14 protein-coding genes and 1 pseudogene are annotated in these 9,690 nt (G+C 63.4%); 6 read left to right on the forward strand and 9 right to left on the reverse strand.

Translation table 11 applies throughout. The features are described 5' to 3' along the window. Positions 1-82 precede the first annotated feature (82 nt). Positions 83-703: an ABATE domain-containing protein gene (locus ACE3S9_RS00830; protein ID WP_374544530.1), complete on the forward strand. Its 621-nt coding sequence runs from the start codon at positions 83-85 to the stop codon at positions 701-703. Positions 704-772: 69 nt separating this feature from the next. Here the strand turns inward: ACE3S9_RS00830 and ACE3S9_RS00835 are convergent. Then, a pseudogene (locus ACE3S9_RS00835) lies at positions 773-1,252 on the reverse strand (thioredoxin family protein); the annotation flags it as partial. 629 nt (positions 1,253-1,881) lie between these two features. On the opposite strand from ACE3S9_RS00835, the gene ACE3S9_RS00840 reads away from it, so the two are divergent. From ACE3S9_RS00840 to ACE3S9_RS00850, 3 genes are all read left to right on the forward strand, one after another. Continuing rightward, positions 1,882-2,127, forward strand: a complete 246-nt coding sequence (locus ACE3S9_RS00840; RefSeq protein WP_374544531.1) for a pentapeptide MXKDX repeat protein — start codon at positions 1,882-1,884, stop codon at positions 2,125-2,127. Positions 2,128-2,201: 74 nt separating this feature from the next. Further along, complete coding sequence (locus tag ACE3S9_RS00845; protein WP_374544532.1) at positions 2,202-3,086, forward strand: cytochrome b/b6 domain-containing protein; 885 nt, start codon at positions 2,202-2,204, stop codon at positions 3,084-3,086. After that, on the forward strand, positions 3,058-3,834 hold the full coding sequence (locus ACE3S9_RS00850; protein ID WP_374544533.1) for a molybdopterin-dependent oxidoreductase: 777 nt from the start codon (positions 3,058-3,060) through the stop codon (positions 3,832-3,834). The genes ACE3S9_RS00845 and ACE3S9_RS00850 overlap by 29 nt, the downstream gene beginning before the upstream one ends. A 6-nt stretch (positions 3,835-3,840) precedes the next feature. On the opposite strand, the gene ACE3S9_RS00855 is transcribed toward ACE3S9_RS00850, so the two are convergent. The 3 genes from ACE3S9_RS00855 to ACE3S9_RS00865 form a co-directional block, all read right to left on the reverse strand. Continuing rightward, positions 3,841-4,422: a TetR/AcrR family transcriptional regulator gene (locus ACE3S9_RS00855; RefSeq protein WP_374544534.1), complete on the reverse strand. Its 582-nt coding sequence runs from the start codon at positions 4,420-4,422 to the stop codon at positions 3,841-3,843. Positions 4,423-4,435: 13 nt separating this feature from the next. Continuing rightward, entirely contained in the window at positions 4,436-4,894 is a 459-nt protein-coding gene (locus ACE3S9_RS00860) for a DUF1348 family protein (RefSeq protein WP_374544535.1), read from the reverse strand. Between the two features lie 108 nt (positions 4,895-5,002). Next, positions 5,003-5,401: a winged helix-turn-helix transcriptional regulator gene (locus ACE3S9_RS00865; RefSeq protein WP_374544536.1), complete on the reverse strand. Its 399-nt coding sequence runs from the start codon at positions 5,399-5,401 to the stop codon at positions 5,003-5,005. Positions 5,402-5,500: 99 nt separating this feature from the next. Here ACE3S9_RS00865 and ACE3S9_RS00870 point away from each other — a divergent pair, with 99 nt between their 5' ends. Next, positions 5,501-6,490 carry a zinc-binding alcohol dehydrogenase family protein gene (locus tag ACE3S9_RS00870; RefSeq protein WP_374544537.1) on the forward strand — a complete coding sequence of 330 codons (990 nt, stop codon included), beginning with the start codon at positions 5,501-5,503 and terminating at the stop codon, positions 6,488-6,490. A gap of 102 nt (positions 6,491-6,592) precedes the next feature. Here ACE3S9_RS00870 and ACE3S9_RS00875 read toward each other — a convergent pair whose 3' ends face one another. Both ACE3S9_RS00875 and ACE3S9_RS00880 read right to left on the reverse strand, forming a co-directional pair. Next, a complete protein-coding gene (locus ACE3S9_RS00875; protein ID WP_374544538.1) occupies positions 6,593-6,838 on the reverse strand; it encodes a hypothetical protein in 246 nt (81 codons plus the stop codon). A gap of 19 nt (positions 6,839-6,857) precedes the next feature. Further along, complete coding sequence (locus ACE3S9_RS00880) at positions 6,858-7,238, reverse strand: tautomerase family protein (RefSeq protein ID WP_374544539.1); 381 nt, start codon at positions 7,236-7,238, stop codon at positions 6,858-6,860. A gap of 95 nt (positions 7,239-7,333) precedes the next feature. On the opposite strand from ACE3S9_RS00880, the gene ACE3S9_RS00885 reads away from it, so the two are divergent. Continuing rightward, positions 7,334-8,191 (forward strand): LysR family transcriptional regulator, encoded by an 858-nt coding sequence (locus ACE3S9_RS00885; protein ID WP_374544540.1) that lies wholly within the window; start codon positions 7,334-7,336, stop codon positions 8,189-8,191. An 83-nt stretch (positions 8,192-8,274) separates the two neighbouring features. On the opposite strand, the gene ACE3S9_RS00890 is transcribed toward ACE3S9_RS00885, so the two are convergent. From ACE3S9_RS00890 to eda, 3 genes are all read right to left on the reverse strand, one after another. Then, on the reverse strand, positions 8,275-8,700 hold the full coding sequence (locus ACE3S9_RS00890; RefSeq protein ID WP_374544541.1) for a shikimate dehydrogenase: 426 nt from the start codon (positions 8,698-8,700) through the stop codon (positions 8,275-8,277). Then, a complete protein-coding gene (locus ACE3S9_RS00895; protein WP_374544542.1) occupies positions 8,673-9,083 on the reverse strand; it encodes a shikimate dehydrogenase in 411 nt (136 codons plus the stop codon). Before ACE3S9_RS00895 ends, ACE3S9_RS00890 begins: the two co-directional genes overlap by 28 nt. 169 nt (positions 9,084-9,252) lie before the next feature. Next, a partial coding sequence (gene eda / locus ACE3S9_RS00900) for a bifunctional 4-hydroxy-2-oxoglutarate aldolase/2-dehydro-3-deoxy-phosphogluconate aldolase (RefSeq protein ID WP_374544543.1) occupies positions 9,253-9,690 on the reverse strand: 438 nt, incomplete at its 5' end.

Consider the following 9,690-nt stretch of genomic DNA (forward strand, 5'->3'; position numbering starts at 1 on the left):
CCGATGAGTAACTTGTCAACGCCGTCCGGAGCGGTCATGCTCGGAAAAGCGCCGCCTGCCGCGAAAAGGAGTTTTTCGCAAAGTGCAACAATCGCTGCCTCCCGCCCTTTTCGTCGCCGACGCCGCCGGACTCGATTTCCTCAATACGAGAGCCAAACCCGGCGCTGTCGTGTTGGACTGGCTCGACGACGGCGAGGCTTTCCTGCGCTGGATGGAAGCCGCGCGTCTTGTGACGCCCGACGATGTTGAAATGGTGCGGCGGCAAGCTGCGCCCGGCGAGATCGACGCCGCGGCGGCGCAGGCCCGCGCCTTGCGCGAATGGTTTCGCGACTTTGTCACGCCGCGCCTGCGGAGCAGCCTCAAGCCTGAAGATCTCGACGTTTTGGCGCCGCTCAACGCCCTCCTCGCCCGCGATGCGCGTTACAGCCAGATCGCTCCGGCGCCCGAGGCGTCTCCGCCCTTCCTGCTGGCGGAGCGGCGCGCCAACCCGACGCCGGCGGCTCTGCTGCAGCCCATCGCCGCCGCCATGGCCGAATTGGTCTGCACGGCCGATTTCGCGCAGACGAAACAATGCGAGGGCGAAGGTTGCACCCTGCTGTTCCTCGACACGACGCGCGGCAAGGCGCGGCGCTGGTGCAGCATGGCCATGTGCGGCAATCGCGCCAAACAGGCGGCTTATCGCCGCAGGAGTCCGGCGGGCTGATCATAACCTGTTAAAGAGCATAATAAGGTTATGATCAGCGTGCGGCCTCGCCGCGACCAGACGCCGCGTTCAGCCCGCGCCGGCGCCTTGGCGGGCTTCGGCGAGCAATTGGCGAATGGCGGCTTCGTTGCGCTCATATTCGCCCTCGCCGAAATGGCGACGACGGATCCGGCCTTGCGCGTCGACAAAATAAAAGGCCGGCCAATATTGATTCCCGTAGGCGCGCCAGTTGGCATAGTCGTTGTCGAGAGCGACCGGATAGGAAATGCCTAATTTCGCTACGGCGCGACGGACATTGTCCGCGTCCTTCTCATAGGCGAATTCCGGCGTGTGCACGCCGATCACCACGAGGCCGCGATCGCGATATTTAGCGTGCCAATCACGCACATAAGGCAACGTGCGCTGGCAATTGACACAAGAGTAAGTCCAGAAATCGACCAGCACGACCTTGCCGCGCAGGGCTTCGCGGGTCAGCGGCGCGGAATTGATCCAAAGCCCGCCGGTCGCCAGCGGCGGCATCGCGCCCTCGACCGGAAGGGATTCTTCAGCCGCGCGGACGCCTTCGACGCCGAGGCCGAAAGCCGCGGCGCCGGCGAGCGTGGCGGCGAGGCTCTGCCGTCGGGTGAAGGACGGTTTGGATCCAGACGTTCCGATAATGGGCGCCGAGAAAGAATGTCGTTTCGTCGTCATGGGAGAACTCCTCGCGCCGCGACGCGGCGTCTGCATGTCGTTACGAACGGCGATCGGATCGCGTTACATCGCTTGCGACGAAGCAGGGGGGCTGCATCAGATTATCCCAAGCAAACCCGGGCTTTCCTTATTGTTGCAGATTCCGGGAAGGTCTTTTTTTGATGCGCGCCGCGCAGCCTGGGGAACGCGATATGATTCAGTAAATAGCTTTAAAACAACCGGTTACAAGAATACTTGGCGCGCCCCGCCGCGCGAAAATGACCGCCGCGCCGTGAAACAAATTCCGTATCGCCTCCGTAAGGGGAAGTGACGGAGGGCGACCGCAAGCGAATCCGTCATCGAATGGCCGAGGCGTACAAAGCACCGGTCATTGGCGCCGCCCCTTCGCGGAACGAGACCGCGGCGACGACCTGTCGTGTCGCCGTCCCTCGTCCGGGATGTCCGAAACCCACGCGGCGCCGCCGCATCGTTTGAAACAGGAGAAGACTATGAACGCCAAGACCCTCGCCACTCGCTTCGCCGCCTGCGCTCTATTCGCTTCGGCGGCGATTTTCGCCGTCCCGTCTTTTGCGCAGGATGCGATGAAGGGCGACGCCATGAAGGCCGACGCCATGAAGGGCGACGCCATGAAGGGCGACAAGATGAAAGGCGACGCCATGAAAGGCGACGCTATGAAGGCCGACAAGATGAAAGGCGACGCCATGAAGGGCGATGCAATGAAGGGCGACAAGTAAGGCGCCTTTCGGGGCGCCCAATGCGCGTCTCGCCGCGCGGGCGCCCCAACTCCAATTCTTGTCAGGTTGTCATCATGACCGACGTTCTCCCGCTTCAGGCCGCCACCCAAACGCGAAAGAAGATTTTCGTCGCACGGCACGCGTTCGTCACACGCGTCACCCATTGGGTCAACGCCGCCTGCATTTTTGGCCTGCTGATGAGTGGCCTGAATATTTTCATGGCTCATCCAGCGCTCTATTGGGGGCAATCTGGATCGGACCGCGACCCGGCCGCTTTCGAGATCGGCTCGACCTCAAGCGACGCCGACATGCCCCGTGGATTCATCCGTTTCCGCGACAAGCGTTTCGAAACAACCGGCGTGCTTGGCGCAGTCCGGGACGCCGATGGCGACTGGCATGAACGCGCCTTTCCCTATTGGGCGACCCTACCCGGTCCGCGCGACCTGGGGCTTGCCCGGCGCTGGCACTTTTTCTTCGCGTGGCTTTTCGTCTGCAATCTCGCCGCCTATTACCTCTTCGGTCTGACCAGCGGCCATTTGCGCCGCGACCTGTTGCCGAGCCGCGCGCAATTGCGCCCGAAGGCGCTGCTGCAAGATGCCGTCCACCATCTCAAGTTGCAGTTTCCGCAAGGCGAGGCCGCGCGCCATTACAATCCGCTGCAAAAGCTCGCCTATCTTGGGGTGATCGGCATCGTGCTGCCCTTGGTCGCGCTGACCGGCATGACCATGTCGCCGGGCATGGATGCGATCTTTCCGTGGCTCGTCGATCTGTTCGGCGGTCGGCAATCGGCGCGCACGCTGCATTTCGTCGCCGCCAATCTCATCGTCCTGTTCATCGTCGTCCACCTGCTCATGGTCGTTCTCGCCGGTCCGATCAATGAAATTCGCTCGATGATAACCGGCAAACTCAAGATCCTTCCGGAGGAAACCCGTGAGCCCGATTCTCCTTCCGCGTCGTAAATTTCTCGGCCTGGGCGCCGTCGGCCTCGGCGCCGCCGCACTGGCCTTTTCCGGCCGCCTCGCCGATGTTCCGAGCTTCGAGGACCTGATCGGCAACGCGCAATATCTGACCTATGGCGCGCAGCGCCTGCTCGGCCGCAACGCGCTGGCGCGGGAATTTTCCGCGAAGGACATTTCGCCCGACTTCAAGGTCAATGGCACGCACCGGCCCGACACGCCGGAATATGAGGCGTTGCTCGCCGAGAATTTCGCCAACTGGCGCCTGATTGTTGATGGACTCACGGTCAATCGTCTGTCCCTGTCGCTCGCCGATCTCCACGCCCTGCCGCAGCGCACGCAAATCACCAGGCACGATTGCGTCGAAGGCTGGAGCGCCATCGGCCAATGGCAAGGGGCGCCGCTCGCGGAAATTCTCAAGCGCGCGGCCCCGCTGCCAGCGGCGCGCTTCGTCCTCTTCCATTGCGCGGATTTCTACGAACGCGCAGACGATGGAACCGGCCAATATTACGAAAGCATCGATCTGGTCGACGCCTTTCATCCGCAGACCATTCTTGCTCATAGCCTCAACGGCGCGCCGCTCTCGGTCGGCCATGGCGCGCCGGCGCGACTGCGCGTCGAACGGCAGCTAGGATACAAGCAGGCCAAATATGTGATGCGCATCGAATTGGTGGAGCGGATCGACGGCTTTGGCCGCGGCAAGGGCGGCTTCTGGCCGGATCGCGGCTACGAATGGTATGCGGGAATCTGAGGGCGTTCAGCGCGGGCCCTTGGCTGCGGACAGGGCGCGGTCGATCTCATCCGCCATGCGGGCAAGCCGCCGCGTAAAGATTTTCGGATCGTTCATGGCGCGCGCGAGCACCAGCGCGCCCTGAATGCCGCCGACCGTGGCTTCGGCGAGCAGACGCGCTTCGCGCGCATCGACGCCGCCGCGCGCCATGGCGCCGCGCAACGCCTTAATCCATCGCGCGAAATAGAGCCTGATTTCAGAGGCGAAAGGCTCGCGTGTTTCATCCAGGGCAAAAGCGCCGACAAGGCAGATTCGCCGCCCGGAATGAAAATAACCCGCTGTCGCGGCCCACATGTTCTCGATCGCTTCGCGCGGGACGTCGCGCTCCAGCGGCCGGAAGACATTTTCGACGAACCAATGATCGACATGGGCAAGAATTTCGCGCGCCATCTCCTCCTTGCCGCCGGGGAAGAAGTGATAGAGGCTGCCCTTGCCCAGCCCCGTGCGCTCGGTGATGCGGCCGAGCGAGGCGCCCTCATAGCCGAATTCGCGAAACACTTCCGCGATCATCGGCACGACGTCGGATTTTTCGTGAACCAACCGCGCCACGCGACAAAAGGCCTTAAAGCCCGAGGTCGGAAAGTCCCGGATGGTCGTCCGGTCGGCGGCCCAGCGGCCAGAAGAACTTGCGCTCGCTTTCCTTGATCGGCAAATCGTTGATCGAGGCGAAGCGGCGCTGCATCAGGCCCTCGCCGTCGAACTCCCAGTTCTCGTTGCCATAGGAGCGAAACCACTGGCCGGAATCGTCGTGCCATTCATAGGCGAAACGCACCGCGATCCGATCCTCGCCAAAAGTCCAAAGCTCCTTGATCAGGCGATAATCCAGCTCCCGCGTCCATTTGCGGGTCAGAAATTCGACGATCTGCTGGCGGCCGCGCGGGAATTCCGCGCGGTTCCGCCAGATGCTGTCAGGCGTATAAACCAGCGACACGCGCTGCGGATCGCGGCTGTTCCAGCCATCTTCCGCCAAGCGGATCTTCTGGATCGCGGTCTCGCGCGTGAATGGGGGCTTGATCGACATGGGACATCCTCATGTACTGTATGGCTCATAGTGTACTGATTAGTATACAAATGACAAGCGCCGGGGCGACCGCTGCTCAAAACAGTCTCGATCTTTTGCGAAAACAGATTATTCGGCGGCTTCGTCGAGCCGTCCAGCCCACGCCGGGTCCGCAGCGCATTCGGTCAACCGGTCGAGTTCGTCAAGCTCCGCTGCGTGGCGGCGACCCCATTCGCACAAAGCCAGCAACACCGGCTGTAAACTCACGCCAAGCGGCGTGGCGCTATATTCCACGCGGACGGGAACTTCGGCGAAGGCCTCGCGGCGGACGATTCCGTGCCCTTCCATTTCGCGCAATTGCTGGATCAGCACCTTCTGGCTCGCCGCCGGCATCAAGCGCTGCAATTCGGAAAGGCGCAGCGGGCCGCCGTAGAGGTGATAGAGAACGATCGGCTTCCACCGCCCGGCGATGACTTTCAGGGCGCGCTCGGCAGGCAGGGACGGCAGGCGCTTGATGGGATCGGTCATGCTCACCTTCCGGTGTGTAGCGCACGAAAGAGTTCGTAGTTCCACGCCGCATCATAGATCTAGATTGCGCGCGATGAAACCGGACTAAAGAGGTTCTCCATGCGTGCGATCCAGATCAAAAGTTTCGGCGGCCCCGACGTTCTCGAAACGGTCGAGCGCGCGACGCCGGCGCCGGGCGAGGGCGAAGTTCTCGTGCGGCTGCGGGCCATTGGCGTCAATTTCGCCGAAACCCTCGCCCGGCAGGCCAAATATGTGGTGACGCCAGAGCTTCCCGCCGTGCTCGGCTCGGAAGGCGCCGGCGAAATCGCCGCGCTGGGTTCCAGCGTCTCTGGCCTGTCGATCGGCCAGCGCGTGGCGGCGCCGCTATTCGCCGCCGGCGCGATCACCGGCGCCTATGCCGAATATGCGGTTCTTCCGGCGTCTCTCGCGGTTCCGCTGCCGGACGACATTTCCTTCGAAATCGCCGCCGCCGTGCAGGTTCAGGGCCTGACCGCCTTGTATCTGATCCGTCAGGCAGATCCGAAGGGCAAGAATATCCTGATCAACGCCGCGGCCGGCGGCGTCGGGTCGCTGCTCGTGCAAATGGCCGGCAAGGCGGGAGCGAAAACCATCGTCGCTGCCGCGAGTTCGCGCGAAAAGCTCGAATTCGCCAAAAAGCTCGGCGCCGACGCCGGGGTGAATTACACGAAGGCCGATTGGCTCGACGATTTGCGTCGCGCCACCGGTGACGCGGGCCCGGATGTAATCTACGAATCCGTCGGCGGCAAAGTGATGGCCGACAGCCTCGCCGCGCTCGCGCCGCTTGGCCGCATCGTCATTTACGGCGCGCTCAACATTCAGAGCTTCGCCCTTGGCGCGCCGGAGTTGCTCGGCATGATCTTCAAGAATCAGTCTTTGACCGGCTTCGCCTTCGCGCCCTTGCTCACGCCGCAAGCGCTTGGGCGTGATCTGCGCCATTTGTTCGATCTGATCGTCGCCGGCGGTTTGGATGTGACCATCGGCGGCGCATTTCCTCTGGAGCAGGCGGCGGAAGCGCATCGAGCCCTGGAAAACCGGACGACCATGGGCAAATTGGTGCTGCTTGCCTGATGAGGCGCGGCGGAGCCTCAGCCAGCGCCGAAATTCATTTCGGCCGCGATCGCCCGCGCCGGGTCAAGCGGCCCTCGTGCGACCGGAGCGCGCCGATCGCGGTCACCGCCAACGGCTTCCGCCCCGCGGGCAGCCGTCGATGATCTGGTTGTTGATCTCGCGCTCGATATGATCGCACCAACGAGAGCCCGGGAACGCGTCGGTTATTTTGGCGGCTTTGGCGTGGCGCAAGCGCGCGATGGCTCCGGTCAGCCGGCCGGCGAGCGTTCCTATCTGATTACGCAAATTGATAAGCATGTTCGACGCCTCCAATGCGGAAATGCGTGCGTTCGCGACCGGGCTGGCCATAGCGCTCCATCGCGCCGCCTCAGGCGTATTGCGCCAGACCGTGGCCGAGGGACCAATTTTCCTTCGCGACCTCGACCAGGCTCACAAACACGTCCTCCGGACGGAGGCCGGGGCTTTCCCCGAGCAGCGCCGCGATCCGGCGGAACAGGGCTTTCTTCTGTTCCATGGTCCTGGTGTTGTTCGCGGTGATCTGGATCAGCACGAGATCGTCGCTTCGGGCGAGGCCGAGGTAAGACGCGCCATAGCGGAAGTTTGCGGCGTCATGCTCCGTTATCGACATGAATTGGTCGCCTTCGGGCACGCTGAACGTTTCGCGCATCGCGCGGTAAAGGCCGTCAAAGATCGCCTGTCGATAGGCTTCCGGCTTTCCGGCGCGCAGCGATATGTGAACGAGCGGCATCGCGGATCCTTTCCAGATTGTCTGGAACAGACATTAGACGTCGCGTTATCATTTTGATATGCTATCAATCTTAATATCAGAGATAATGATTTTAAATGGCTGAACCTCCTCTCGACCTGGACGCCGTCCAGGCTTTCCTCCGCATCGCCGAGCTTGGCAGTTTTACGCGCGCCGCCGAGGCCATGGGGACGACGCAAGCGGCGGTCAGTTTGAAGCTGAAGCGGCTCGAAGAGAGGCTCGGCTGCCGGCTCGTCGAGCGGACGCCCCGATACGTGCAGCTTTCGGCGCGGGGCGCGGCATTCCTCCAGCGCGCGCGCGAACTCCTGGACGCAAACGATCGCGCGCTAGCCGTCTTTGCCGGCGCCCGGCAGAGGCTCACCATAGGCATCAGCGATCATGTTGCGGGACCGGAGCTCCCCGCGCTCATCGCGCGCATGAACACGCAAGACCCACAACTGTCGATCGAAATCCGGATCGGATCGTCGGGCGATTTGCTGCAAAGCTTCGACCGGCGGGAACTCGACACGGTGATCGTCCGCCAGCATGCCGGGCGAGACGACGGGGAAGTTCTGACCGAAGAAAAATTCGGCTGGTTCGCAGCGCCGGGCTGGCGGCGTCTCGCGCACGAACCTCTGCCGGTCGCGACGATGGCCGAGCCCTGCGGCGTGCGGGCCATGGCCAGCCAGTTGCTCGATGCGGCTGGCGTCCCCTGGATCGAAGTGTTCGTCGGCGGCGGCGTCAGGGCCGTCGCGGCGGCCGTCATGGCCGGGCTCGGCATCGCTGCATTGGCGCCGCGCATGCTGCCGTTTGGCGCGGTTGACGTGGGCGCCAAGCTCGGGCTTCCCGATTTGCCGCGCTTGCCGGTCCTGCTTCACACGAGGGCCAAGGACGGCCGCCCGCGCGACGCTCTTGCCGCGCTTTCGGCCGCCTTCAGAAGCGCGGTGAAAGGCTAGGCGGTCATGGGTCAGGGTTAAGCCGTCCGGCGGTTTGAGCCGAGCAATCCTGCGCCCTTCAGATCGAATTGAGCGACGCGGTCTCAAAGCTCGAGGTCGATCAAGGCCCGGCGCATGACCGAAGGATCAACGTCGACGCCGGTCCAGCACTTGATCCCGATGACGGCCTGATTCACCAGCATGCCCAGGCCATCCGCCGTCCGGCAGCCCGCGGATTCGGCGGCGCGAATGAGGCGCGTGCGCGGCGGATTGTGGATGCCGTCGGCGACAATCATCGTTGGACGCAACGTCGTCAGGTCAATGTCGGGCAGACCGTCGACATCTGGATAAAGGCCGACCGATGTGGCGTGAATGACAATATCTGTCTCTTCCGGAATGGCGAACGGTCCCTTCCATTCCCTGTAACAGGACCTCGCCGCACTATTGTCCGCGATGAGGCGCGCCACGGCTTCGCCGCGTTCGCGCCCACGATTGACGACCGTTATTTGCGCGGCGCCTGCGAGAGCCATTTCAACGCCAACGGCGCGCGCGGCGCCGCCGGCGCCAAAGAGGACAACCTTCTTGTCCTCTTTGGATCGACGATCTCCTGGATCGCCTTGACGAAGCCTTTGCCATCGGTGTTTTCGCCGATCATCCTGGCCCCGCGCCGGACGACGGTATTGACCGCGCCGATGATCCTGGCGGATTCGCCCAGGGCGTCGAGATGCGTGATCACGGCGACTTTATGAGGGATGGAGCAGTTGAAGCCCGCCCAATCCATGGCGCGGGCGCCGGCGACGGCGTCTTTCAGGTTCTCCGGACTGACTTCGCAATTGATGTAGCGCCAGTTGAGGCCGTGGTGGCGGTAGGCCGCCTCGACGATAGCCACCGTCGGGTTTTCTCCGGCTGGCATGGCGAAAGATCCAGTGATTTGAGCGAGGAAGTCAGGCGACATCTTGCCTTTCCGAGGATGAATTCCGGCGACAGGCGCGCCGCTTTGGTTCGCACGCCTGTTCCTCTTCCTTTCAGGACGACGACGTTCAGGCCTGGCCCAAGGCTGCGAATGCGTCGACGGGCCGCGCTCAGGCTGTCGGCAATTGCGCCGCCCTGCGGCTTGCGGCGGCGATGGCGGCCCAGTCTTGCGCCGCAACGGTTTCAGCCTTGAGCATCCAGGAGCCGCCGACGCAGACGACATTCGGAAGCGCGAGATATTTTGGCGCGCTTTCCAACGTCACGCCGCCCGTGGGGCAGAACCGTAGCTGCGGCAGCGGCGAGGACAGCGCCTTGAGATAGGGCGCGCCGCCCGCTGGTTCGGCCGGAAAGAATTTGGCGAAGCGATAGCCGCGCTCGATCAGCCGCATGGCTTCCGAAGCGTTCGCGACGCCCGGCAGGAGCGGCGCCTCGGACGCGGCGGCGGCGTCCAGCAGGGCCTCGCTCGCGCCGGGCGAAACCGCGAAGCGCGCGCCCGCTTTCCGCGCGGCGTCCAACTGGCGCGGATTGAGGACGGTGCCGACGCCGAC

The sequence above is a fragment of the Rhodoblastus sp. genome, assembly GCF_041915505.1.
Lineage (GTDB): Bacteria > Pseudomonadota > Alphaproteobacteria > Rhizobiales > Beijerinckiaceae > Rhodoblastus.